This window comes from Xanthomonas sp. NCPPB 1132, from assembly GCF_056629235.1.
Map to the genome: position 1 here is coordinate 3,741,951 of NZ_CM152819.1, position 22,894 is coordinate 3,764,844.

Genomic DNA, 22,894 nt, shown 5'->3' on the forward strand with positions numbered 1-22,894 from the left:
CGCGCGGCGCACCGCCTCTGCCTGGAGCTTGCCGATGCCATCACTGCCGCGCCTCGCCACCCTCGTCCTGTTCGCCCTGATGCCGCTGGGCTGCGCCGCGGCACACGCGCAACCGGCCGCGACAGAAACGCTGGAAAAAGTCGTCATCCTCAAACGCCACGGCGTGCGTGCGGCGATGTCCAGCGCGGAGCAACTGGAGCGCTATTCGGCGCACCCGTGGCCGCGCTTCGCGGTGCCGGCCGGCTATCTCACCGCGAACGGCGCGGCGCTAGAACAGCTGTTCGGCGCCTACTACCGCGCGCGCTATGCACCGCTGGGGCTGTTCGCCGGCGACGGTTGCGCGGCCGCGTATTACTGGGCCAACCGCACCCAGCGCACCCTCGCCTCGGCGCAGGCGCTGGCCAGCACGCTGACCCCGGGCTGCGCCAACCCGGTGCACAGCGTCGCCGACGGTACCTCCGACCCGCTGTTCGACGGCGCACCCGCGTTGCGCGACCCCGCCGTAGTGGCACGGATGCGTGCGGCCATCGCCGGCCGCATCGGCGGCGACGCGCAGGCCTGGAACGCGGCCCAGGCGGATGCCATCGACAGCCTGCAGCAACTGCTGCTGCAGTGCGCGCAACGGCCCTGCCCGGCCGACGCCGGCAGCGGCAAGCTGCGCCTGGATGCGGTGCCGGCGCGACTGGGCGACGCCGAGGATGCGATCCCCGGCATCGAAGGCCCGGCCGCGGCCGCCTCCGGCCTCAGCGAAAGCCTGCTGATGGCCTGGGCCGACGGCCAGGACTTCGCCGCGCTCGGCTGGCACGGCGTCGACGAGGCCAGCCTGTTGCGCGCCTTCGCCCCGCACCAGGCCGAGTTCGCCCTGCGCCTGCGCGCGCCGGCGGTGGCGCGCATGGCCGCCTCGCCGCTGGCGGCGCGGCTGCTGGCCACGCTGCTGGAGGGCAGCGGCCAGACCACGCACGCCACACCGATCGGCGGCGCGGCGCGGCTGGTGGTGCTGTCCGGCCACGACGGCACCCTGACCCTGCTGGCCGGCATGCTCGACCTGCACTGGCAACTGCCCGGTTACCAGCCCGACCAGACCGTGCCCGGCGGCGCGCTGGTGTTCGAGCGCTGGCGCCGCGCCGACGGCGAACGCGTGATCCGCCTGCGCTACACCGCGCAGAGCCTGGCGCAGCTGCGCGAACGCCGCGCCCTGACGGTGCAGGCGCCGCCGCTGGAGTCGCCCGTGTTCATCCCGCAGTGCAGCCGCGCCGATGCCGCCTACGACTGCCCGCTGTCGGCCTTCGCCGCGGCGGTCGAGGCCACGCTCGATCCGCAGTTCCTGACCCCATGACGCCACGTGCGCCGGCCCCTGCCGGTCGCGCGGCGGCATCGGTGCCTTCCGGCACCGCCCCCTGGCGCTCGCGCCACCCGCTGTTCCTCCCAACCCGCAAGAGGCGATTCATGATCCAGCATCTACGCACCCTCGTGAGCTACGGTATCGGATTGAGCCTGGCCTGCGCCGGCGTGGTCCACGCGCAATCGGACGTCGGCGTGCTCGACGTACTCACCTACAACGTCGCCGGCCTGCCGCAGGGCATTTCCAGCAGCAACCCGGCCGCCAACACCGCCCAGATCGCACCGAAGCTGGCGCCCTACGGCCTGATCAACGTGCAGGAAGACTTCAACTACCACGCCACGCTGTACGCGGGCGACCAGCACCCCTACCGCACGCCCACCAGCGGCGGCGCGGCGATCGGCGACGGCCTCAACACGCTGAGCAACTACCGCTTCGACGACTTCACCCGCATCAAGTGGGACAAGTGCAACGGCACCGACTGCCTCACCCCCAAGGGCTTCAGCTACATGCGCGTGCGCCTGGACGACGGCGTGCTGCTCGACGTGTACAACGCGCACCCGAACGCCGGCACCGAGAGCGCGGACCTGGCCGCGCGGCGCGCCAACATCAGCCAGCTCTCGCAGTTCATCCAGACCTGGTCGGCCGGCAACGCGGTGCTGGTGATGATGGACTCCAACACCCGCTACACCCGCATCGACGACAACATCCGCACGCTGATCGCCGGCAACGGCCTGACCGATGCCTGGGTGGAACTGGTCAAGGGCAGCGCCCCGGCGGCCGGCGCCGCGCCGCTGCTGTGCGGCACCCCGCCGACCAACGACTGCGAGGTGGTGGACAAGATCCTGTACCGCGACGCGCCGCAACTGACCCTGGTCGCCAACCGCTACAAGCTCGACGACGGCAACTTCTACGACAGCGCCGGCAAGCCGCTGTCCGACCACTACCCGCTGGCCGCGCAGTTCGGTTGGGCGGTCGGCACCACCGTGCGCACCAGCGACCAGTTCGGCGGTCCGCACGGCACGCCGTTCAACGACATCGCCAAGGGCGCCGAGCAGCGCACCATCGCCAGCGTGACCCTGCGTGGCGCCGAGCGCCTGGACGGCATCGCGCTGGGCCTGGACAACGGCAGCACCCTGGCCCACGGCGGCAGTGGCGGCGATCCGGTCACGCTGCACCTGGCGGCCAACGAACGACTGACCTCGGCCACGCTGAGCGTGGGCCAGTACAACGGCCACACCCGGCTGTTCTCGCTGAGCCTGCGCACCAACCAGGGCCGCAGCCTCAGCGCCGGCACGCCGACCGCCGAGACCTACACGCTCACCGCACCCAGCGGCTGGCACATCGCCGGCTTCACCGGCCGCGACGGCGACGAGATCGACAAGCTCGGCGTGGTCTACCGCAAGGATTGAGCGGCGCACCCAGCCGTCGCACGAAAATCGGGATCGACACGGCGGCGGCGTCTGCAACGCCGCCGTCGTCCCGGCGTCACAGGCCGGTAAGTGCCAGGCGCTCAGTGGCATGACGCAGCCCTCCGTGCCGCTACCACGGTAGCGGACCAATCCAGCAGTTGCATCAGGCCACCACTCCACGCGACCTGTGCGATGCCCGGCCATGCTGCGATTTTCTCGAACGCGCAACGCGCGATGCTGCACCGCAGCGCTCGCAGCACAACCGAGCTTCCGCCGCTTTCACGCACTCCGTTGCGGATCGCGCTAGCCTCGGCGGCAGGATCGGGCGTATGCAACGTGGTCCTGCATGTCCCGCATTGCGCAAGGCAATGCCGATCCGCCGATCCGCCAGGGACACGTGACGCTGGACTACATGCCACCCAATGGATGGAGGTCTCTATGCGTTATCTCGCTCTTGCACTGCTTGCCTTGTTCGCCCTTGGCCATGCCGGCAAGGCACGCGCCGATGCGTGCGGCGGCACCCTGATCGACTACAAGCCGGTGCGCATCGGCGGCGAAAAGGTCGGCGAACTGCAGATGTACTACAACAGCGCCAACGGCAAGAACTGCGCGGTGTTTTCCCACGCAGGCCCGACATGGGGCAAACCGCTGACCACCAGTGTGGAGGTGTATGTCTGCAAGCCGAACAAGGACACCTGCGGCGTGTGGCAATGGGATCCGTGGTGGGATCGCGACGACGGCACCTATGCCTATGAGGCAGGCCCCGTGCGCATCGACGGAGAGAACAAATGCGTGCGATCGATGGGCTATGTCGACTACAAGGGCGATATCAGAGTTGCATTGTCCGACGTGCACTGCCGATGAAGCGTGCCTGACAAGGCGGTGGAGCGCTGCAGGAGCGGCGTCAGCCGCGACACGACTGTGCCGGTCGCGGATGATCCGCTCCTGCAGGGACCGCGAAATACGTGCCGCCCTGCAGGAGGACGGCCCGCGCGGCACGCCGCACTCACTCGCTCGCCGCCTCCAACGCCTGCGACAAACGCTCCACCGCGATCACTTCCATGCCCTTCACCGTACCGGTCTTGGGCGCATTGGCCTTGGGCACGATGGCGCGCTTGAAGCCGTGCGTGGCGGCTTCGCGCAGCCGGTCCTCGCCGTTGGGCACCGGGCGGATCTCGCCGGACAGGCCGACCTCACCGAAGGCGATGGTCTTCTCCGCCAGCGGCCGGTCGCGCAGCGACGACAGCACCGCCAGCAGCACCGGCAGGTCGGCCGCGGTCTCCTGCACGCGGATGCCGCCGACCACGTTGACGAACACGTCCTGGTCGCCGACCACGATGCCGCCATGGCGATGCAGCACCGCCAGCAGCATCGCCAGCCGGTTCTGCTCCAGGCCCACCGCCACGCGCCGCGGATTGGACAGCGGCGAGGCGTCGACCAGCGCCTGCACTTCCACCATCAGCGGCCGCGTGCCCTCGCGGGTGACCATCACGCAACTGCCGGGCTGGTGCGCGCTGCCGCCGGAGAGGAAGATCGCCGACGGGTTGGAGACTTCCTTCAGCCCCTTCTCGCCCATCGCGAACACGCCCAGTTCGTTGACCGCGCCGAAGCGGTTCTTGAACGCGCGCAGCAGGCGGAAGCGGCTGCCGCTCTCGCCCTCGAAGTACAGCACCGCATCGACCATGTGTTCGAGCACGCGCGGGCCGGCGATGCCGCCCTCCTTGGTGACGTGGCCGACCAGGAACACCGCGGTGCCGGTCTCCTTGGCATAGCGCACCAGCCGTGCCGCGCTCTCGCGCACCTGGCTGACCGAGCCGGGCGCGGCGGTCAACGCCTCGGTCCACAGGGTCTGCACCGAGTCGGCGACGATCAGCTTGGGCCGCGCCGCGCTGGCGTGCTGCAGGATGTGCTCGATGCCGGTTTCGGCCAGCGCGTTGAGGCCGTCCAGCGGCAGGTCCAGGCGCACCGCGCGGCCGGCGACCTGGCCCAGCGATTCCTCGCCGGTCACGTACAGCACCGGCAGGGTGCCGGCCATCTTCGCCAGCGCCTGCAGCAGCAGGGTCGACTTGCCGATGCCGGGGTCGCCGCCGATCAGCACCACCGCGCCTTCCACCAGGCCGCCGCCCAGCACCCGGTCGAACTCGCCGATGCCGGTGGACACGCGCGCCTGGTCGCGATGCTCCACGTCCTTGAGCGCGGTGATCTTCGGCGTCTCGGCCTTGCCGGCCCAGCCGCTGCGGCGCGCCGCGGCCGGCGCCTTGGCCGTGGCCGCGCTCTCCAGCACGATCTCGCTCAGCGTGTTCCAGGCGCCGCATTCGACGCACTGGCCTTGCCACTTGCTGTACTCGGCGCCGCACTCGCCGCAGACATAGGCCGTTTTCGCTTTCGCCATCTGGTTCTGGTCCGCTCAGACAATGCATCAGCATAGTGGCTGGCGGTCTCAAGGTCCGCGACGGAGGTGCCCCACGCTCGTCCAACGGCATCGGCGAACCGAAAAACCACGCATTTTTGTAGGAGCGGCTTCAGCCGCGAACGAGCGTTACCGGTAATGCCCCGTCGCGGCTGAAGCCGCTCCTACGACAGACGCACCGTATGCCTCCTCAACGCAGCGGCGGCGATCGATCACTTGCCGCACTGCGCGACGCGGACGCAGCTCCCCGCCGCCCGGCATGACGACGCCGGGCGGGGGCCTTCACCGCCTCAACGCGCCTTGTACAACTCGCTCAGGCGATCCGGCGTGCCGGCGATGCGCTCCAGGTGCGGATACTGCAGCCCGCCGTGGTAGGCGATGCGCACGGTGTCGTAGCGGTCGCCGCGCTTGACCAGCAGTTCGATCGGCGCGCTGCCACCCTTGGCCGCGGTGACCGCGTCCTTGAGCGCCTCGGCGCTGTACTCCTGGCCACCGACCGCCACCACGCGGTTGCCGGAGATGAGGCCGGCGTTGAACGCCGGGCTGTCCCACAGCACGGACTGCGCCTGGCCCTGCTGGTCCAGGCTCAGGCCCAGCGAATAGCTCAGGTCCAGGCTCTTGTTGCGCGCCTCGCTGGTCTTGTTGGCGGCGTTCGGCTGGTCGGTATAGACCAGCTTCCACCCGCTGGCCTCGATGCCGCCGACCAACGAACCGTGCCCATCGAGACGGCTGCGCAGCAGGGTCGCCCAGTCGTACGGGGCAATCCCATCGAGCGTGGCGACGATGTCGTCGAAGGTGTAGGGGTTCACGTCCCAGGCGCCGTCGTGCATGCCGAAGAACGCCTTGGCGAAATCGTCCAGCGAGCGCTTGCCGCCGCTGAGCTCGCGCAGCTTGGCGTTGACCTCCAGCCAGACCATCTGCCCGCCGGAATAGTAGTCCTCGCTCAACTGGTAGCTGCGGTAGGCGCGCGGCCGGCGCATCGACATGGTCGGGTCGTTGGTGGTGTCCTGCAGCGCGCGCCAGGCCAGGCCGGGCCGGCCGCGCTGGTAGGTCGCGGCGACGTTGGCCAGCATGTCGCGCGCCTGGTCCTGCGTCCACAACCCTGCGCGTGCGGCGACCACCTCGCCCCAGAACTGGGTCTGGCCCTCGTACAGCCACAGCAGGCTGTCGCCCATCGGCACGTTGAAGTTGGGCGTGGCCAGGTCGGCGCCGCGGCGGTACTTGCCGTTCCAGGAGTGGTTGAACTCGTGCGCGAGCAGGTCGCGCATCTCCCAGCTCTTGTCCCACTCGGTGAAGTAGTCGAGCGGGCCGCTGTTCTCGCTGGAACGATGATGCTCCAGGCCGATGCCGCCGAGCTTGTCGGTCAGCGCCAGCAGGAACTCGTAGTGGTCGAAGTGGCGCGCGCCGTACAGCTTGTCCATCTGCTGCACCAGGGCCTCGTGCGCCTTGACCTGCTCGGGCTTGGCCTCCAGCGACTTGGGCTTGTCGGCGAACACGTTCAGCGCCACCGGCGCCTTGCCCTTGTCGTCCAGCACGATGCGCTTGTAGTACTTGCCGGCGAACATCGGCGAGTCGACCAGGTCGTCGAAATCGATCGGCTTGAAGGTCACCGTGTCGCCGCTGCGCGTGGCAGTCTCCAGCGCGGTGGCATAGCTCCAGCCGGCCGGCAGGGTCACGCTGGCCTGCGCCTTGATGTTGCGCGCGTACACCCCGGCCGGATACAGCGCCGTGGTGTTCCACTGCAGGTTGAGCATCTCCGGGGTCATCATCACCCGGCCCTGGCCGTCGCCCTGCGAGGACAGGAACTGGTACTCGGCGACGATCTCGCTGACCCCGGCGGGCACGTCGATCTTGAACGCGTAGACGTCGTACTGGTCGCGCGTCCACGGCAGCACCTTGCCGTTGGCCTTGATCACCAGCCCGGCGAGCTTGTCGATCGGACCGGTCGGCGAATGGTTGCCGGGGATCCACTGCGGATACAGCAGGGTCATCGGCCCCGGCGTGGCCGGAATGGTGCTGCGCACGCGGAAGATGCGATGGGCCAGATCGGTGGCGTCGACGTCGATCTTCAGCGTACCGGCGAACGGCACGTCGCGCGGCGGAACGGTCTGCGCCGAGGCCTGGAACGCGACAGTGGCGGCCAGCAGCAACGGCGCCATCCAGGCGGTGGACTTGTTCATGGGGTCTCCAGTGGGGCGAACGACAGCGAACAGGCAAACCCCCATGCTATGCCTGCGCCGCCGCCGCGTGCCATGCCATAGGTCATGCCCCGGCGATCGCCGCGGCCGGTTCGTGCCGCGCTCGACGAGAGGCGAGCCCGAAGAGGCCGCAGATCGCGCTTCAATACCTGCGAACGGGAAAGCGTCCGGAGAATCCATCGAACACGGCACGCTCCACGTCGAGACGCTGCCGAAACTCCGCCGTATCGGTCATTCCGAAGCCAAGTTCGTCGGCCTGCCCCGCCGCGAGGCCGGCGAAGATGGCATCGCAGAAGTCGTCCAGTTCCGCGCCGTGGGCCATGCCAGGGCCTGCCAGCGCCGTGCGCACCGCGGGTGGAATGATCTCGACGACCCTGACCGGCGTCGCGGCAAGCGCGAAGCGGAGATTGCGCGTATAGCTGTGGAGCACCGCCTTGCAGGCGCTGTAGACCGGCGCGAACGGCTGCGGAACGAAGGCGCCGCCGGAAGAGACATTGGCGATGAGCGCAGGCGCGCCCTGCTGCAGCAACAGCGGGACCAGCAGATGGTTCAGATGCACGACGGCAGCGAACAGGATGTCGATCTCGCGCTGGCGCTCGACCCAGGGCGCCTGGTCATCGGCGAGCGCGACGCGTCGCTGGATGCCGGCATTGTTGACGACCACGCGCAGCCGGGGATGCCGCGCGTGCAGGTACTGCGCCAGTCGCTCGCGCTCTTCGGCGACCCCGATGTCGTTGACCAGGGTCTGCAGGCCGGGCGCGGCCTGGGCGGCGCGCTCGAGCTTGCCTGCATCGCGGCCGGTGACCAGCACGTTTGCGCCCGCGGCCAGGAAGCGCCGCGCGAGGCCGAATCCGATGCCGTCGCTGCCGCCGGTCACCACCACATCCACACCTGCGAACGTCATTGCGGACATCGCCATCGCCTCCAGGAACCGCGTGTCCGCCCGACTGGCATCGCACGCCTGCCAGCGGCCACGCATAGGTTGTCATGTCAACCTAGAAGTACGCCCTTCGGGTTGCCATGTCAACCAGTGCCGCCTATGGTGACCGCATGAAACACGCACGACTCTCCGCAGGCGAACTGGCAATCTGGCACGCCTTCAAGCAGATGGGCCAGACGGTGATGGCCGCCGTCGAAAAGGACCTGGCCGACCACGCTGGCCTGACCGGCAGCGACTTCGGCGTGCTGTCGCGACTGGTGGATCTGGGCAAGGGCGAGCTGCGCCAGCAGGCGCTTGCAGATTCCATGGGGTGGCACAAGAGCCGGCTGTCGCATCAGCTCACGCGCATGCAGACTCGCGGCCTGGTCCGCCGCAGCGACGCCGAACCGCGCGTGGTGACGGTGGCCATCACTGCCCTGGGCCGGGAGAAGATCGCGGCGGCGCGGCCGATCCACGCCGCCGCGGTCAGAACCTGGCTGCTCGATCGCCTCAGCGCGGAAGACGCGCAGGTCCTGCTGAAACTCTCCGCGACGCTCGGCGCGGACCGCAGCTGACGGCGGCGCGCCGCGCGTCGTCGCGGCCGGCCGCCCTGCGCCGATGCGCGCGGGTCGCCTCGGTACGCCGATCGCACAAAACCCGCGATGCCGACATCGCGCCTGTCGGCCGCCTGCACCTTGCAGGGCGGCCGCGCCGGACCGTAGAACGCAAAAGGCCGCCCGGAGGCGGCCTTTGCGAACCTGCGGCGGTGCCCGCCCTCAATGCATCATGTTGACGTTGAGGTTGTGCATCACCCACAGCGAGCCGACCACCACGATGCCGATGATCAGCAGCGAGAACAGGCCCACGTGCACGTTGGAACGCTGTTCGGCCGAACGGTCCATGTGCAGGAAGTAGATCAGGTGCACCAGCATCTGCACCGCGGCCAGCACTGCGATGACGATGACGGTGACGCCGCGCGGGAACGCCCCGCTCATCACCATGCCGAACGGGATCACGGTCAGGATCACCGCCAGCACGAAGCCGACCAGGTAGGACTTCAGGCCGCCGCCGTGGCCGTGCTCGGCGTGCGTGTCGGAGGAATGATGGTTGGCCATTACAGCGCTCCCAGCAGGTAGACGATGGTGAACACGCCGATCCAGATCACGTCCAGGAAGTGCCAGAACAGGCTCAGGCACGCCAGGCGGGTCATGTTGCGCGGGGTCAGGCCGTTCTTCGCGATCTGGATCACCAGCACGGTCATCCACAGCAGGCCAGAGGCCACGTGCAGACCGTGGGTGCCGACCAGGGTGAAGAAGGCCGACAGGAACGCGCTGCGGCCGGGGCCGGCGCCCTCTTCGATCAGGTGGTGGAACTCGTACAGTTCCATGCCCAGGAAGCCCAGGCCCAGCGCCGCGGTGACCGCCAGCCAGCCATACAGGCCGCCCATGCTGCGCTTGTTGGCCGAGATCATCGCCAGGCCGAAGCCCAGGCTGCTGAACAGCAGCAGGAAGGTTTCCACCAGCACGAACTTCAGATCGAACAGTTCCTTTGCGGTCGGGCCGTCCACCGTCGCACCGGCCAGCACCGCGTAGGTGGCGAACAGGCCGGCGAAGATGAGGCAGTCGCTCATCAGGTAGACCCAAAACCCGAAGACGGTGTTGCCGCCCGCGTCGTGATGTTCGTGGTCGTGGTCGTGGCCGCCCGCGTGGGCGGCGTGGGGATCGAGCGTCGTGGAAGCCATGGTTCAGACCGCCTTTGCGGCGTTGGCCGCGTGTTGCTGTTCCAGCAGGGCGAAACGCGCGTTCTCGATGCGTTCCACTTCCTCCGCCGGGACCCAGTAATCGATGTCGTCATCGAAGGTGCGCGCGATGAAGCTGCCGATCATGCCGACCAGGCCGATCGCCGCCATCCACCAGATGTGCCAGGTCAGACCGAAGCCCATGACGACGCTGAAGGCACCGATCCACAGACCCGCCGCCGTGTTGCGCGGCATGTGGATCGGCTCGTACTTGGCCGGACGAGGCCAGCCCTTGCCCTTGAGCTTGTCTTCCCAGAACTGGTCGCGGTCGTCGATGTGCGGCAGCACCGCGAAGTTGTAGAACGGCGGCGGCGAGGAAGTCGCCCACTCCAGGGTCCGGCCGTCCCACGGGTCGCCGGTCAGGTCCAGGTTGTCCTTGCGCTTCCAGATGCTGTAGCCGATCTGCACCAGGTTCAGGAAGATGCCGGTGCCGATGATCGCCGCACCCGCCGCGGCCACCATCAGCCACGGTGCCCACTCCGGATGGTTGTAGCTGTTCATGCGCCGGGTCATGCCCATGAAGCCGAGCACGTACAGCGGCATGAAGGCGATGAAGAAACCGATGATCCAGCACCAGAACGAGGCCTTGCCCAGCTTCTCGTTGAGCTTGAAGCCGAACGCCTTCGGGAACCAGTAGGTCAGGCCCGCCAGGTAGCCGAACACCACGCCGCCGATGATCACGTTATGGAAGTGCGCGATCAGGAACAGGCTGTTGTGCAGCACGAAGTCCACCGCCGGGATCGCCAGCATCACGCCGGTCATGCCGCCGATGACGAAGGTGATGATGAAGCCGATGGTCCACAGCACCGGTGCGGTCATGTGCACGCGGCCGCGGAACATGGTGAACAGCCAGTTGAAGATCTTCACGCCGGTCGGGATCGAGATGATCATCGTCGTGATGCCGAAGAAGGCATTGACGTTGGCGCCAGAGCCCATGGTGAAGAAGTGGTGCAGCCACACGATGAACGACAGCACGCCGATGCACGAGGTCGCGTACACCATCGAGGTGTAGCCGAACAGGCGCTTGCGGCTGAAGGTGGCGATCAGCTCGGAGAAGATGCCGAACGCCGGCAGGATCAGGATGTAGACCTCCGGGTGGCCCCAGATCCAGATCAGGTTGACGTACATCATGGCGTTGCCGCCACCGTCGTTGGTGAAGAAGTGCGTGCCCAGGTAGCGGTCCGCACCCAGCAGCGCCAGCGCCACGGTCAGGATCGGGAACGCGGCGATGATCAGGATGTTGGTGATCAGCGCGGTCCAGGTGAAGATCGGCATGCGCATCAGGGTCATGCCCGGCGCGCGCATGCGCATGATCGTCACGAAGAAGTTGATGCCGGTGAGCAATGTGCCCAGGCCCGAGATCTGCAACGCCCAGATGTAGTAGTCGACACCGACGCCTGGACTGTATTCCAGCCCGGACAGCGGCGGGTAGGCCAGCCAGCCGGTCTGCGCGAACTCGCCCACGCCCAGGGAGATGTTGACCAGCGCCGCGCCGGCCACGAACAGCCAGAAGCTCAGCGAGTTCAGGAACGGGAACGCCACGTCACGCGCGCCGATCTGCAGCGGCACGATCAGGTTCAGCAGGCCGGTCATGAACGGCATGGCCATGAAGAAGATCATGATCACGCCGTGCGCGGTGAAGATCTGATCGTAGTGGTGCGGCGGGAAGATGCCCTCGTTGCCGCCGTGCGCGATCGCCTGCTGGGTGCGCATCATCGCCGCGTCGGCGAAGCCGCGCAGCAGCATGACCAGCGCCACCACGATGTACATGACGCCGATGCGCTTGTGGTCGACCGAGGTGAACCACTCCTTCCAGAGGTAGCCCCACAGCTTGTACTTGGTGACCGCGGCCACCACCAGCAGGCCGAGCAGGCCGGCGCCGCCGAGGGCCGCCATGATGATCGGCTCGTGGTACGGAACTGCCTCGAGCGTGAGTTTGCCTAGCATCACTTGTCTCCAGAAGTGCACATGGCGACCGGCTCAGCAGCCGATGCCGGATGAGCGTCGTGGCCTTCCATCTTGTGGCCCTTGCCCATCATGTATTTGTCGATCAACGACTTGAACAGGCCGTCCTGCACCGAGGCGTAGTACGTCACCGGGTAGGCGGCCTTGTCGTTGCGGTTGGCCGCCAGCACCTGGAACTCGGCCTGGTCCAGGGTCTTCTGCGAGGCCTTGACCTTGGCCACCCACGCGTCGAAGCCGGCGCGGTCGGTGGCATGCGCGGCGAAGCCCATCTTCGAGAAGCCGTGGCCGCTGTAGTTGGCCGACAGGCCGAACATCTCGCCCGGCTCGTTGGCGATCAGGTGCAGCTTGGTCTCCATGCCGGCCATCGCGTAGATCTGCGTGCCCAGGTGCGGGATGAAGAACGAGTTCATCACCGTGTCGGAGGTGATCTTGAAGTTCAGCGGCGTGTCGACCGGGAACGCGATCTCGTTGACCGTGGCGATGCCCTGCTCCGGATAGATGAACATCCACTTCCAGTCCAGCGCCACCGCCTCGATGGTGATCGGCTTGACCTTGGAATCCAGCGGCTTGTACGGATCCAGCGCATGCGAGGAGCGCCAGGTCAGCACCGCCAGGACCAGGATGATCATGCACGGGATCGACCACACCACCACCTCGATCGCGGTGGAGTGCGACCAGTTCGGCTCGTAGCGGGCCTTGGTGTTGGACGCGCGGTAGCGCCAGGCGAAGGCCAGGGTCATCACGATGACCGGGATCACCACCAGCAGCATCAGCACCACCGAGGTGATCAGCAGCGTCTTCTCGTCGTGGCCGATCTGACCCTTGGGGTTGAGGATGGCCGAGTTGCAGCCGGCCAGCAGCAGCGCGGCCAGCAGCAACAGACCGGAGCGCAGCGAGCGCCGGAGTTGTTTCAACGGAATCATCGAACGATCCAATTGCGTAGGGGATGCGAACCGCGCGGGAGCGGGAGGCGGGGCGCCGTAGCGAGGGCTGTCCCGCGTCCGCCGCGGCATCCGGGCCGGCATGCGCGATCAACGACGCATTTTATGCTGCCGTGCGGCAACTCCGGAAGTCATTGACAAGCCCGGGCGGGCGCCAGGCCGCGTTTTTATGTGCGACACATTGCCGCACCTGCCTGCGACCGAGCGCCGCATGCGGCCCACGACGCGCGGCGGACGCCGTCCATCTCGCCACCATCTGAGATGAAACTGGGCACGACCGGAGCCGCTTGGGTGGGGTCTTTATGCTTCCACGACGGCCTACCGTCGCGCTCCCCCATGGCGTGACCGGCTCGGCGATCCGGTCGACCCCGCCCCGGCGCTACGGCCGCGCCACCGCCTTCTTCTGCTTGATCTCAACACAGAGCCCGCGGCGCCAGGGGTTGGCGCGGGCCAGCCAACCACCGTCGCGCCCTCGCATCGGGCGCCGGCACGCTTCACAGGGGACAACCAAGCAGACCATGGCGACGTCCATGCCGTCTGCCAGATCGTGCTGTCGCGCTAATGCCTGGCTGCGCCCGTTCGCAGCGGCCGCGGCGTTGTGCCTGACGGGCGTCACCAGCGTGTCGGCGGCGGTGCCGGTCCATGCCGACGTGCGCTCGGCCGGCAGCGTCGCCGTCGATGGCCATGGCACGCCGCGCTACGCGGCCGAGGCCGGACTGCTGCCGATCCACGACGATTCGACCGGGCAGCTGATGGCCTCGGTGTTCTTCGTCGGCTACAGCGCCACGGCCAATGCCGGTGCAGCGCGGCCGCTCACCTTCCTCTGGAAGGGCAACGCGCCCAAGAACGAGGTGTCCACGAAGTTCTGGCAGGACACCCGCATCCGCACCCTGCCCTACGACCGCCGCTTCCTGTATTTCGTCACCGTCGACGACGCCATGCGCAAGGCCAGCGGCCGCCGCAAATCCCTGGACGACCTGATCCTGGCGATGCAGCACCGCCGGCAAGGCGGCAAAACGCTCGGCACCGCCGACTGAGAAGCGCTGCTGCGCGACAACCTGGGCGAAGACGCGGCCCGCCAGCTGCACGCCATGCTCGACGGCGCAGCCCCGCTACCGGCCAGCGACGCCTTCGGCCCCTGCTTCGAACGCATCTCGCACCCCATCCGACACTACGGACTCGGCTTCGCACCCGCGGTGCTGACCGAATCCCCGCGCATCGTCCGCGACCTGATCCCCGGCTCGGCGACTGCCAAGGCCGGCGTTCAAAACGGCGATGAAATCACTCGCCCGGTTGGCCAGGATCAGTTGCAGGGGGAGCAGAAGGGCAACCTCACTGTGCAGTTGAAGCGCGATGGCAAGCCGTTGACGGTCTCATACAAGCCGCGCGGCGAGAGCGCGCCAGCATGGCAATAGAAGAGCAAGCAAGGTGTCGAAAAGGCCATGTGTTACGCCCACTCCTAAGCAATCGGCCGATCAAGCAGGAGAAACTTAATCCCCTAGCCTGCCGGTCACTGAATAGAGGGGTTCCAGCAACCATTCGTAGAGCTTGCGTCGCTCGCCCATGATATCAGCCTCAAGCTGCATGCCTGGTCGAAGCGGCTCGGTCTTTCCATATGCCAACACACCTTGCTGATCTAGTGAGACCAAGACTCGATAAACAGATTGCTTCGAATCACCTTGCTCCTGCGTCGCTGTTAAAGCACTGCGAGAGACGCGAATTACTGTCCCCCGATGGGCTCCAAACTTTTGGTAAGGATATGCCTGATATCGCAGGATAACGCGATCTCCGTTCTTTACGAAACCAATCGCAGAACTTGGTACTAGCAGCTGCGCCCTTAGTTCAGATCCACTAGGAAGTAAACTAAGAATAGGCTGACCGGTTTGCACAGCCTGACCTGCTTCAACCAGTCGACTGGCCACCAGTCCTGTCACTGGCGCTCGAATAAGCAATTCACCATCGGCCTCCATACGAACCGCCTCTTGTTTCAATGCTGCGAGATCCCGATCAGTCGCCGCTTTGGCAGAAAGTCTTTGCTCTGGAATTTCTGCAAGGCGTTGATCCAGTTCCGCCAAGTTACGCCGAAGCGAGGTTGCCTGACGTTGCAATGCCTGCTGCGCGTTGATCATCTCAAGCATCGATTGTTCTTGTTGATTTATCTGAACTAGACTTACATAATGATCGTCCTCCACGCTCCGATAGCGAGCAACGGTTTCACGCCCGATTCTTACCTGCTCACCTCGGGTCTTTATCTCGGATTCAATCTGCGAAAGTTCGCGCATCATTGCAGAGCGCTGCGCTTTGGCACCTTTCTGCTGCGCCGCAAGCTGCTTATCCTGAAAATCACTTATCGCTCCTACACTAGTGATGCGAGCACGTTGCGCGTCTATCAAAGCAAATGCCGCATCTTGGCCTGATGACGTGACCCGCGGCACATTTATCGTCAGCAATCCCTCCTGACGACTCACTTGGTCCCCTTCTTCGACATCAAGTCTCGCTACCACACCTGCCGACGGAGCGACGACGGTGGAGAGCCCCAAATCGGGCACAATCTCCCCAAAAACCCGTGATCTGCGCGAATACTCCCCAAAGCAAAGAAAACCGATAATCGAAAGGGCAGCCATCGCAGCAAAGACTGCCAACAACCAGAAACGGACGGGCTGTGCGAGCGAAATCTCGCCGAGCCAGCTTCGTCGTTTAGCATCAATCGCTTCTTTCCGAAAAAGGCCATTCATGCAATGACCTCCCCGACATCGCCCCGTTTTTCTTCTGACAAGCTCTGCTCAAGAACATGCGCAATTGCTCCCGAGCGCATGACCAGCACACGGTCAGCGCTAGCGATGGTTTCTGGTCTATGAGCAATAATCACTCGGGTGAGGTCAAGCTTCCTAACAGCCTCATTTACAAGCCTTTCTCGCTCAACATCCAAGTGACTGGTGGCCTCGTCCAAGAAAAGCAATTGCGGCTGACGATACAAGGCTCGTGCGAGAATTATTCGTTGCTTCTGCCCTCCCGAAAGAGTCGCACCCATATCTCCGATGAGACTGTTATAGCCCATGGGCATGACAGAAATTTCCTCATGTACCGCAGCTAAATTGGCCGCCTCACGCACTCGATTGTCATCGTACTGAGCATCTTCGAAGGCAATGTTATCGCTAATGCTCCCTGCGAAAAGCTGGTCATCCTGCATCACCGCTCCGATCATGCTGCGATATGCATCTTTGCTGATCTTCGACAATGGCACACCACCGATTCGGACGCACCCCTCAGTCGGCGACAGAAGTCCAAGAAGAATTTTTACTAGCGTAGTCTTACCACAGCCAGACGGGCCGATGATGGCTACCGACTCACCAGCCTCCACTACAAAGCTGACGTCCTTCAGTACCCATTTTTCCCCAGGCGCATAACGGAAGCCCAGACCCTCGACCTCAATACGCAATACCTCCGGCAGCAACGCGTCTTCAATACCAGATTGACCCTCTGGCTCGCAGAGAACTATGTCAGATAGGCGCTCACCGTGGAGACGCAGCATACGAAACTCCACGGCTTTGTCAATCAATGCGCCTACGCGTTGCGAAAATTGGTCCTTGTATGCGAGGTAAGCGATCAACATGCCCACTGAGAATACATTTTTCATTGCAAGCAGTGCCCCAAGCCAGATCACAGCGATGCGCTCCAAGCCAAACACCAGCTGGCTGGCACCACCGAAGCTCAGAGCAAACTTAGAGAGCCAAACATCTCGATTAACCGTATCGTTCATGAGGTTGAAATAACCACTCTGACGAACTGATTCGCGACCGGCAACCTTCACGGATTGGACTCCCCGAATGGACTCCAATAGATGACTTTGCTGCCGAGCTCCTGCGATAAGCTGCTTCTCAGTACCTCGGCGGAGCGGTGCAAATGCACAGCCACGCGTGGCTGCATACAGCGCAACTACCAACAATGTGACCAGCGTGAGCTTCCAACTGTATAGCAGCATCATCCCCAAGGTCACAAAAGTCATGAGGCCATCGATCAGCGCCTCGACAAAACTGGTCGTTAGCGTTCGCTGTATAGTTTGGACACTACCCATTCGAGAAGTGATATCGCCAATATAACGTTTTTCAAAAAAATCCAAAGGCAGGCTTAGAAGGTGCCGAAAAACGCTTCCAGTCCACTGAAGGTTTAATTTACTTGACAAATAAATGACAGCCCTGCCGCGGATTTGACCAATACAGACCTGAAGCACAAGTGCCAGGCTAAAACCGACACCTAGCACGGTCAGCAGATCCCTATCCGAAGCAATGAGCACTTGATCCACAGTCCATTGCATGAAAAAAGGTGCTATCAGAACGAAGACCTGAAGAGCAACAGACATCATCAAAAGCAGGCCAAGAGCCCCCCAGAGCCCTTCGACCCTTCCTGTCAACTGAGCAAGGGAAACCGATGGCGGCCGAGGAATAGCTCGAAACTCGGCCGTCGGATGAAGCTCAAGTGCAATCCCGGTGAAGTGACGCGAAACCTCCTCAAGGGAAAGCTTACGCTTACCATAGGCGGGATCCAAAATAGTGATACGATTGCGGCGGACCTTACTGATCACAACAAAGTGATTAAGATCCCAGTGCGCTATACAAGGCAACTGCAATTGACTCAGATGTTCAAGATCCAGACGCAAGGGACGGCAGCGGAAGCCAAGCCTCGCTCCAATTTCCATAACTTGGGCAAGTGTGGCCCCTTTCAGCGAGAGAGGGTGGCGACGCCGAAGCTCCCGAAGTCCGATGTTGTTGCCATGATGAGACGCCACCATGGCCAGACACGCTAAGCCGCACTCTGCAGACTCGGATTGAACAACAGCGTCCATGCAATCTTCCCTTTTTTAGAAGCACTATAGTTCTATGAATCCCCCCCTAGACTCAAGTGGGTCTTGCTGGAAATCTCTCAGGCGAGCGCTTCCCGCCCAGCGGGCTCGGAATGCGCGTGCAACAAGCCTCAACGGTGCGCTCGGTATTGACTTCCAACTCAGGGATGAATAAGCTCAGAAACGCTCCCTGCATTGCACCTCGGATGGAGGAGGGAGCGTAACCGCCGAAATATTAGCGCACACCCACAACATATGGAACTTGTTATGAATGAATTGAGCCTTGATCAAGTCCACGAAGTCTCCGGCGGCAGTGTACCGGTTCTTATAGCCATTGCAGTAGGCATTTATCACGAGCGCAACGAGATTGGGGACTTCGTTGGCGGGGTGCTAGATGGCTTCAACGGCACCAGCTACATGGCGCCGAAGTAAGAGGACCTCCCAATGAAAGAATTGTGCGCATCTGAAGTTGAATTGGTGTCAGGCGGTGATGGAATGACCTACACCTGGGGCGTTATGGTCGGCCAAGCCGCCCGTTCCGCATGGAATGCAATGAAGGAGTATGCAGCCTCTCCTGACTCTTCGACGGATGTGATTGTCTAATAGTCGAGCTTAAGGTGTCAGGCTTGCGCCTGACACCTTTTAAAAAAGTGACGAGGCCGCTCATGAGACGCAATGAAATAACAGAATCCAGTGATTCCAGTGATTCAAGGTCCGACGCTTATTACGTGTTCCGGGTAAAGAAGCGTGATGTTCATGGGGTTTCTGTGGTAGCCGCGATATGGTTTGTGTGGAGCCAGGGCGGCGAAGTTGCAAAGCTTTTCAAGAATCTATTCGACGCTTTAGCTTAAATGCCCCCCCCCCCGAGATTGAATCCCTCGATTGTGTTAGGGGGTGGAGCGACATCCCCCCACCCTGAGTAGCGATCGGGTTTAGAGTCCGGGATTGATGATATCGGTGTTTGCCAGATGCTGGGCATAAGCGGACGGCGTAATGCCGCCAATTCCTTTCTTGGGTCGGTCCTCGTTGTATTCGCGTCGCCAGCGTTCGATCTCAGTGCGCGCGTGGAGCAACGTCGAGAACCAGTGCTCGTTGAGGCATTCGTCGCGTAACCGGCCGTTGAAGGATTCGACGTAGACGTTCTGGTTCGGTTTGCCTGGTTGGATCAGCCGCAACTGCACGCCACGGGCATGCACCCAGGCGACCGTTGCCTTACCGCAAAACTCCTTGCCGTTGTCAGTGCGGATTACCTGCGGCAAACCGCGACTGTGGGACAGTCGGTTCAGTACGCGCGTCACCCCGTGGCCCGAGATTGCACACTCCACGTCGATGGCGACCGCTTCTTGGGTTGCATCAGCCACGATCACCATACAATTGGTCACCCGCCCTTCGGCAATGCGGCCGAAGACGACGTCCATCGACCAGACCTGGTTTGCCTGCGCTGGCCGCAGCAGCGGCTGACACTCTCCTATTGGGACCTTTTTGCGTCTGCGACGCCGGACCTGCAGCTGCTGCTCGCGGTACAACCGCTCGACACGCTTGTAGTTCACGATGCATCCTTCTTTTCGCAATTTGAGATAAATCATCCCCACGCCATAGCAGCGATGGCGATACGCTAACGCACAGATTCGTTCGCGTAGTTCGACGTTGCGATCTTCGCGCGGGCAATAGCGCAGCGCGCTAGCGCTCATGCCGATCACTGCCAACGCACGACGCTCGCTGGCACCACGCCCGATCCACTCACGCACCAGCGTACGACGCGCCGGTGCGCTCACCACTTTTTTCGCAACGCATCCTTGATGAGGTCGTTCTCGAACAGCTGCTCGGCCAGCAACTTCTTTAGCCGCGCGTTCTCGGCCTCAAGTTCCTGGAGGGCACGCTCATGCCGCGGAACTTGCTGCGCCACAGATAGTACGAGGCCTCACTGAACCCATGCGGCCAGGATAAGTCCTTGATCGCTAGGTGTGTAAACTCCATCACGTTGTTCAGAGGAATTCGGGAGATGGGAGGCTTGTAGCCGAGGCTGGCGTTTGGTCGATGCAAGTTGTAGCGATGCAGCCATGACGCGTTGCGTGGAGTCGATATAGGAGTGTGCATAAGCCCATTCTCGCGGGCTGATCTGCACCAGCCGTTCGGTCTTGCCATTGGTGTGTGGCGTATAGGATCGGGTTCGCAGATGTCGCAGGCCGAGCCGTCGGACAAGGCGTCGGAAGCGGCGTGATTGGTAGCAGGCGCCGTTGTCGGTCAACACGCGCTCCAAGCGCACGCCCAGGCTACGGTAATAACGAACCGCCTGCATCAGGACCCTGCAGGCACTGGTACCGCGCTCATCGGGCTACATGGTGCCGAATGCCACGTGAGGTGACCGTCCGATCATCGATCACGCGGTGGCCGGTTTGGCGGAAACGGGCCAGCTTCTTGATGCCCAGATGCAGCAGTTGGCCGGGTCGAGCGTATTCATAGCGATTGTGCGGCAGCGCCGGTTCCAGCTCGGCCAGCCGGTGCAGGCCGGCGTGACGCAGTAACCGGGCAATGGTGCTTGTTGCCACATGAAGCTGCCCCAGCGATCTGGCGGTAGGTTTGCCGGCAGCGGCGCTGCTCAAGGACCTGATCCACGATGGACTGCGCAATAGCGTGCGGGCAATGACGTGGCCGCGAGGAGCGATCCATCGGTCCCGCCGGCCTTCTTCCCTGAACCGCCTGAGCCACTTGTAGGCAGTTCGCACGCTGACCTCGGCGGCGTGCGCCGCCTCCTCCACGCGCAGACCATGCACCAGGATGCGCTCCACCAGCAGGACTCGACCTCACGCGCTCAAACGGACATGTTTATGCAGATTCATCCGGGGCTCCTGGGGCTGGGTTGGCTTGGTAACCCCCATCTTCCAGAGATACCCCGGATGAACAATCTACTGAGAGATCACAGCTAGCCGCACTTAGTAGCAAGCGACGAACAGCGCACGCGAGGCCGCTAGCGTCCCCTGACCGATCAACGAGTTCCAACACCCGCTACCAAAGAAAAAGCCCCGACCTGGGCCGGGGCTTTTCATACGACTGGTGCCGGAAACAGGAGTCGAACCTGCGACCTACGCATTACGAATGCGCCGCTCTACCGACTGAGCTATTCCGGCGGAACTGGCAATTCTAGGCGTCGGCCCGGGCCGGGGTCAATCGCTGCCTAGGCCTTCGCGCGAGTACCGCAATCGATGGGTTACCCTCCCGCCCCCGACGCACCCATCCCCTGCTCATCGTGAAGTTGTTCGCCTGGTTCTGGCTCGCGTTCCTGCTGTTTTTCGCCATCCCCTTCCCCTGCATCCTCTACTTCGGCAGCGACTGGCCACGCGTACTGGCCCAGCCCAGTTCGCCCGCATGGGCGCTGACCCTGCTGGCGCTGTCGCTGGGCCTGTGGCTGCACCTGCTCTACGCCTACCTGGACACCTTGCTGCTGATGCCGGGGCGCGCCCTGCACCGCGTGCGCCACCTGCTCGCCCACGGCGTGCGCCGCGAGGCGTTGATCGAACGCGCCGCCCCGACCGGGGTCGAGGTCAAGGGCTGGCCGCAGCTGTCGCTGACCCTGGCCTTCGACAACCTGTCCGGCACCCCCATCCGCGACACCCTGCTGATCGTGGACCGCAAGCCGGCGCAACGCCGCTTCGAGAGCGGGCGCACCGTGCCGCTGCGGCTGAGCACCACGCCGGGCGCCACCCCGAACCTGGTGCTGGAGGACGCCGAGCCGGCCCTGGACCGCGCCAGCCTGTGGCGACGCGCGGCCGGCGCCTTGCTGCTGGTAGTCCTGGTCGGTGCGGCTTACGTGGTGGCCTGGCGCCTGCAGAACCGCGGCCTGGGCTGGACCTTCCTGTCCTTCAACCACCCGCTGCTGATGAGTGCGCTGGTGCTCAACGGCTACGTGCTGGCGCTGCGCGTGATCCTGCGCGTGATCCGCCGCAACGCCACCGACGAGACCCTGAAGTACCGCGGCCTGCGCGCCCGTGCACGGGTGCTGGAGGTGCGCCAGACCGGCACCACCCTCAACGAGCAGCCGCAGGTGGAGTTCCGCGTGGCGTTCGCGGACGCGTCGGGCAACCCGCATGAAGCGACGATGCGACGGTTCGTGTCGCTGCTCGACGTCGGGCAGTTGCCGCGCGAGACGGTGTCGGTGCTGTACGACCCGCAACACCCCGCCCACGCCGACCTGGAGCTGCCATGAAGACGCCGTCCACCCCACTGGTCTTCGCCGGCGTGGTGCTGCTGCTCGGCGGCCTCGCCTTCGCCGGCGGCGCCTGGGACACCATCCGCGCCACCCTGCAGGCGGGATCGCGCCTGCAGGCGGCGGGCCCAGGGGCTACCCTGCAGTCCCCCTCCACGCCGCAATCGCTGGCGGCGCCGACCCCGGCTGCCCGTGCTGCCGACACCGAGCCGGCGCCGACGCCGGCACCACGCGGCAACCTGCTGTTCGACCCGCAGCGGCTGCGCGCGGCGCGGCAGGCGCTGGCGGACCTGCCCGAGCTGCAGGGCCACGACCTGCGCGCGTTCCATGCCGTGCATTTCTACGACAACCGGATCGGGCTCGAGCTGCTGGATCCCGCGCAGCCGGACCACGTGGACGAATACAGTTTTCACGACGACGTTTGGCACAAGGACGCGCCGGTGAATCCGGGCATGTTCGGGCCCTTCCTCAAGCCGGCCACCGACACCGCCGCCCTGCAGGACATCGATTTCGAGGGCGCCTACCGGGTGGCCACCGCCCTGCGGGAGCAGGGCGAGACGCTGCAGGCCGAGCCGAAGAAGGTGGATCACGTCTACGTACTGATCGGCCGGCGAGGGCGCCTGCGCTGGATGCCGGACGGCGTGCAAGGCGACCGCGTCACCATGGGCATCGAGTTCGATGCGCAGGGACGGCAGCGCGGCTTGCATCGCCAGTGAACCTTGGCGCTTGCCACGCGGCAGCACCACATCACGTCATCTCGCAGGAGCGGCTCTTGTCCCCTTTTCGGGGATCAGCCGCGACCGGCTTCACCGGGAACGCCAGTCGCGGCTGAAAGCCACTCCTACGTGTGCCACGACAGATACGCCCA

The 22,894-nt window shown here is 64.4% G+C and carries 18 protein-coding genes, 1 tRNA gene and 2 pseudogenes; 9 read left to right on the top strand and 12 right to left on the bottom strand.

All coding sequences use genetic code 11. From position 1 onward, the window contains the following. Nucleotides 1-34: 34 nt before the first annotated feature. The 3 genes from AC1G9L_RS15945 (at nucleotide 35) to AC1G9L_RS15955 (ending at nucleotide 3,615) form a co-directional block, all read left to right on the top strand. Nucleotides 35-1,336, top strand: coding sequence for a histidine-type phosphatase (locus tag AC1G9L_RS15945; protein ID WP_481069485.1), 1,302 nt, complete (start codon nucleotides 35-37; stop codon nucleotides 1,334-1,336). A 110-nt stretch (nucleotides 1,337-1,446) separates the two neighbouring features. Continuing rightward, on the top strand, nucleotides 1,447-2,751 hold the full coding sequence (locus AC1G9L_RS15950) for a jacalin-like lectin (protein WP_019800895.1): 1,305 nt from the start codon (nucleotides 1,447-1,449) through the stop codon (nucleotides 2,749-2,751). 438 nt (nucleotides 2,752-3,189) lie between these two features. Next, nucleotides 3,190-3,615, top strand: a complete 426-nt coding sequence (locus tag AC1G9L_RS15955; RefSeq protein ID WP_481069486.1) for a hypothetical protein — start codon at nucleotides 3,190-3,192, stop codon at nucleotides 3,613-3,615. Nucleotides 3,616-3,757: 142 nt separating this feature from the next. Here the strand turns inward: AC1G9L_RS15955 and radA are convergent, their stop codons facing one another. The 3 genes from radA to AC1G9L_RS15970 form a co-directional block, all read right to left on the bottom strand. After that, nucleotides 3,758-5,143 carry a DNA repair protein RadA gene (gene radA / locus AC1G9L_RS15960; RefSeq protein ID WP_019800893.1) on the bottom strand — a complete coding sequence of 462 codons (1,386 nt, stop codon included), beginning with the start codon at nucleotides 5,141-5,143 and terminating at the stop codon, nucleotides 3,758-3,760. 308 nt (nucleotides 5,144-5,451) lie between these two features. Then, nucleotides 5,452-7,341 (bottom strand): M61 family metallopeptidase, encoded by a 1,890-nt coding sequence (locus tag AC1G9L_RS15965; RefSeq protein WP_019800892.1) that lies wholly within the window; start codon nucleotides 7,339-7,341, stop codon nucleotides 5,452-5,454. 160 nt (nucleotides 7,342-7,501) lie between these two features. Next, entirely contained in the window at nucleotides 7,502-8,272 is a 771-nt protein-coding gene (locus AC1G9L_RS15970; RefSeq protein ID WP_481069487.1) for an SDR family NAD(P)-dependent oxidoreductase, read from the bottom strand. 137 nt (nucleotides 8,273-8,409) lie between these two features. Between AC1G9L_RS15970 and AC1G9L_RS15975 the strand changes: the two genes are divergently transcribed. After that, a complete protein-coding gene (locus AC1G9L_RS15975; RefSeq protein ID WP_019800890.1) occupies nucleotides 8,410-8,853 on the top strand; it encodes a MarR family transcriptional regulator in 444 nt (147 codons plus the stop codon). A 201-nt stretch (nucleotides 8,854-9,054) separates the two neighbouring features. Here AC1G9L_RS15975 and cyoD read toward each other — a convergent pair whose 3' ends face one another. The 4 genes from cyoD to cyoA are packed head-to-tail and all read right to left on the bottom strand — an operon-like array spanning nucleotide 9,055 to nucleotide 12,964. Continuing rightward, nucleotides 9,055-9,393 carry a cytochrome o ubiquinol oxidase subunit IV gene (gene cyoD / locus AC1G9L_RS15980; protein WP_010341155.1) on the bottom strand — a complete coding sequence of 113 codons (339 nt, stop codon included), beginning with the start codon at nucleotides 9,391-9,393 and terminating at the stop codon, nucleotides 9,055-9,057. Then, complete coding sequence (gene cyoC, locus AC1G9L_RS15985) at nucleotides 9,393-10,019, bottom strand: cytochrome o ubiquinol oxidase subunit III (RefSeq protein ID WP_010341156.1); 627 nt, start codon at nucleotides 10,017-10,019, stop codon at nucleotides 9,393-9,395. The genes cyoD and cyoC overlap by 1 nt, the downstream gene beginning before the upstream one ends. 3 nt (nucleotides 10,020-10,022) lie before the next feature. Next, a complete protein-coding gene (cyoB, locus tag AC1G9L_RS15990) occupies nucleotides 10,023-12,023 on the bottom strand; it encodes a cytochrome o ubiquinol oxidase subunit I (RefSeq protein ID WP_010341157.1) in 2,001 nt (666 codons plus the stop codon). Then, nucleotides 12,023-12,964, bottom strand: a complete 942-nt coding sequence (cyoA, locus tag AC1G9L_RS15995) for a ubiquinol oxidase subunit II (protein ID WP_010341159.1) — start codon at nucleotides 12,962-12,964, stop codon at nucleotides 12,023-12,025. Before cyoA ends, cyoB begins: the two co-directional genes overlap by 1 nt. A 548-nt stretch (nucleotides 12,965-13,512) precedes the next feature. On the opposite strand from cyoA, the gene AC1G9L_RS16000 reads away from it, so the two are divergent. Both AC1G9L_RS16000 and AC1G9L_RS16005 read left to right on the top strand, forming a co-directional pair. Next, on the top strand, nucleotides 13,513-14,019 hold the full coding sequence (locus tag AC1G9L_RS16000) for a hypothetical protein (protein WP_481069488.1): 507 nt from the start codon (nucleotides 13,513-13,515) through the stop codon (nucleotides 14,017-14,019). Between the two features lie 54 nt (nucleotides 14,020-14,073). Beyond that, a complete protein-coding gene (locus AC1G9L_RS16005) occupies nucleotides 14,074-14,397 on the top strand; it encodes a hypothetical protein (protein WP_019799034.1) in 324 nt (107 codons plus the stop codon). A gap of 75 nt (nucleotides 14,398-14,472) precedes the next feature. Here the strand turns inward: AC1G9L_RS16005 and AC1G9L_RS16010 are convergent, their stop codons facing one another. Next, complete coding sequence (locus AC1G9L_RS16010) at nucleotides 14,473-15,717, bottom strand: HlyD family secretion protein (protein WP_481069489.1); 1,245 nt, start codon at nucleotides 15,715-15,717, stop codon at nucleotides 14,473-14,475. Next, nucleotides 15,714-17,825 (bottom strand): peptidase domain-containing ABC transporter, encoded by a 2,112-nt coding sequence (locus tag AC1G9L_RS16015; protein WP_481069490.1) that lies wholly within the window; start codon nucleotides 17,823-17,825, stop codon nucleotides 15,714-15,716. Before AC1G9L_RS16015 ends, AC1G9L_RS16010 begins: the two co-directional genes overlap by 4 nt. A gap of 264 nt (nucleotides 17,826-18,089) precedes the next feature. Here AC1G9L_RS16015 and AC1G9L_RS16020 point away from each other — a divergent pair, with 264 nt between their 5' ends. After that, on the top strand, nucleotides 18,090-18,254 hold the full coding sequence (locus tag AC1G9L_RS16020) for a hypothetical protein (protein WP_481069491.1): 165 nt from the start codon (nucleotides 18,090-18,092) through the stop codon (nucleotides 18,252-18,254). Between the two features lie 500 nt (nucleotides 18,255-18,754). On the opposite strand, the pseudogene AC1G9L_RS16025 reads toward AC1G9L_RS16020, so the two are convergent. The 3 genes and pseudogenes from AC1G9L_RS16025 to AC1G9L_RS16035 all read right to left on the bottom strand — a co-directional run bounded on the left by AC1G9L_RS16025 (nucleotide 18,755) and on the right by AC1G9L_RS16035 (nucleotide 20,950). After that, nucleotides 18,755-19,799, bottom strand: a pseudogene (locus tag AC1G9L_RS16025) (IS3 family transposase). Further along, a pseudogene (locus AC1G9L_RS16030) lies at nucleotides 19,797-20,617 on the bottom strand (leucine zipper domain-containing protein); the annotation flags it as partial. The pseudogenes AC1G9L_RS16025 and AC1G9L_RS16030, both read right to left, overlap by 3 nt. Nucleotides 20,618-20,874: 257 nt before the next feature. Next, nucleotides 20,875-20,950: transfer RNA gene (locus AC1G9L_RS16035), tRNA-Thr, on the bottom strand. Between the two features lie 119 nt (nucleotides 20,951-21,069). Between AC1G9L_RS16035 and AC1G9L_RS16040 the strand changes: the two genes are divergently transcribed. Both AC1G9L_RS16040 and AC1G9L_RS16045 read left to right on the top strand, forming a co-directional pair. Next, nucleotides 21,070-22,026 (top strand): hypothetical protein, encoded by a 957-nt coding sequence (locus AC1G9L_RS16040; protein WP_019799040.1) that lies wholly within the window; start codon nucleotides 21,070-21,072, stop codon nucleotides 22,024-22,026. Further along, a complete protein-coding gene (locus tag AC1G9L_RS16045; RefSeq protein WP_481069492.1) occupies nucleotides 22,023-22,742 on the top strand; it encodes a hypothetical protein in 720 nt (239 codons plus the stop codon). The genes AC1G9L_RS16040 and AC1G9L_RS16045 overlap by 4 nt, the downstream gene beginning before the upstream one ends. The last annotated feature ends 152 nt before the right edge of the window (nucleotides 22,743-22,894 follow it).

Coding starts and splice junctions, on each gene's coding strand:
- AC1G9L_RS15965 (WP_019800892.1), bottom strand. CDS start 7,341: ATGAACAAGTCCACCGCCTGGATGGCGCCGTTGCTGCTGGCCGCCACT.
- AC1G9L_RS15955 (WP_481069486.1), top strand. CDS start 3,190: ATGCGTTATCTCGCTCTTGCACTGCTTGCCTTGTTCGCCCTTGGCCAT.
- cyoD (WP_010341155.1), bottom strand. CDS start 9,393: ATGGCCAACCATCATTCCTCCGACACGCACGCCGAGCACGGCCACGGC.
- AC1G9L_RS15975 (WP_019800890.1), top strand. CDS start 8,410: ATGAAACACGCACGACTCTCCGCAGGCGAACTGGCAATCTGGCACGCC.
- AC1G9L_RS16005 (WP_019799034.1), top strand. CDS start 14,074: ATGCTCGACGGCGCAGCCCCGCTACCGGCCAGCGACGCCTTCGGCCCC.
- AC1G9L_RS15970 (WP_481069487.1), bottom strand. CDS start 8,272: ATGTCCGCAATGACGTTCGCAGGTGTGGATGTGGTGGTGACCGGCGGC.
- AC1G9L_RS15945 (WP_481069485.1), top strand. CDS start 35: ATGCCATCACTGCCGCGCCTCGCCACCCTCGTCCTGTTCGCCCTGATG.
- AC1G9L_RS16015 (WP_481069490.1), bottom strand. CDS start 17,825: ATGGACGCTGTTGTTCAATCCGAGTCTGCAGAGTGCGGCTTAGCGTGT.
- AC1G9L_RS16000 (WP_481069488.1), top strand. CDS start 13,513: ATGCCGTCTGCCAGATCGTGCTGTCGCGCTAATGCCTGGCTGCGCCCG.
- AC1G9L_RS16010 (WP_481069489.1), bottom strand. CDS start 15,717: ATGAATGGCCTTTTTCGGAAAGAAGCGATTGATGCTAAACGACGAAGC.
- cyoA (WP_010341159.1), bottom strand. CDS start 12,964: ATGATTCCGTTGAAACAACTCCGGCGCTCGCTGCGCTCCGGTCTGTTG.
- AC1G9L_RS16045 (WP_481069492.1), top strand. CDS start 22,023: ATGAAGACGCCGTCCACCCCACTGGTCTTCGCCGGCGTGGTGCTGCTG.
- cyoC (WP_010341156.1), bottom strand. CDS start 10,019: ATGGCTTCCACGACGCTCGATCCCCACGCCGCCCACGCGGGCGGCCAC.
- cyoB (WP_010341157.1), bottom strand. CDS start 12,023: ATGCTAGGCAAACTCACGCTCGAGGCAGTTCCGTACCACGAGCCGATC.
- radA (WP_019800893.1), bottom strand. CDS start 5,143: ATGGCGAAAGCGAAAACGGCCTATGTCTGCGGCGAGTGCGGCGCCGAG.
- AC1G9L_RS15950 (WP_019800895.1), top strand. CDS start 1,447: ATGATCCAGCATCTACGCACCCTCGTGAGCTACGGTATCGGATTGAGC.
- AC1G9L_RS16020 (WP_481069491.1), top strand. CDS start 18,090: ATGAATGAATTGAGCCTTGATCAAGTCCACGAAGTCTCCGGCGGCAGT.